This window comes from Allokutzneria sp. NRRL B-24872 (assembly GCF_002155965.1).
In the GTDB taxonomy this organism is placed as follows: Bacteria; Actinomycetota; Actinomycetes; order Mycobacteriales; family Pseudonocardiaceae; genus Allokutzneria.
This window is the reverse complement of record NZ_MUMH01000247.1, coordinates 1-538: the sequence shown is the minus strand read 5'-3', so window position 1 is coordinate 538 and position 538 is coordinate 1. Positions and strand designations below refer to the sequence as shown.

Sequence of the window (538 nt, the reverse complement as noted above, 5' to 3'; positions counted from 1 at the left end):
TGCATGACCGAGACCGAGAACGGCCCGGTGTGCACCGGAGCGGTCGCGCTGGAGCTGGCCACCGGCGAGATCCACGTGTTCCAGGCCAAGGCCGTCGTGTTCGCCACCGGCGGCTTCGGCAAGGTCTTCAAGACCACCTCGAACGCGCACACCCTGACCGGCGACGGCATGGGCATCATCTTCCGCAAGGGCCTGCCGCTGGAGGACATGGAGTTCTACCAGTTCCACCCGACCGGCCTCGCGGGTCTTGGCATCCTGCTCACCGAGGGCGCGCGCGGCGAGGGCGGCATCCTGCGCAACGCCGACGGCGAGCGCTTCATGGAGCGCTACGCGCCGACGATCAAGGACCTCGCGCCGCGCGACATGGTCGCCCGCGCGATGGCCACCGAGGTGCGCGAGGGCCGGGGCGCCGGTCCGCACAAGGACTACGTCTACCTCGACCTGACCCACCTGGGCGCCGAGGTGCTGGACGCGAAGCTGCCGGACATCACCGAGTTCTCCCGCACCTACCTCGGCATCGACCCGGTGACCGAGCAGG

Annotated in this window: 1 protein-coding gene; it reads left to right on the top strand. The window is 69.9% G+C overall.

From position 1 onward, the window contains the following. Positions 1-538 (top strand): FAD-binding protein (locus CCN37_RS36955; RefSeq protein ID WP_143262006.1); only part of this gene is annotated, 538 nt, incomplete at both ends.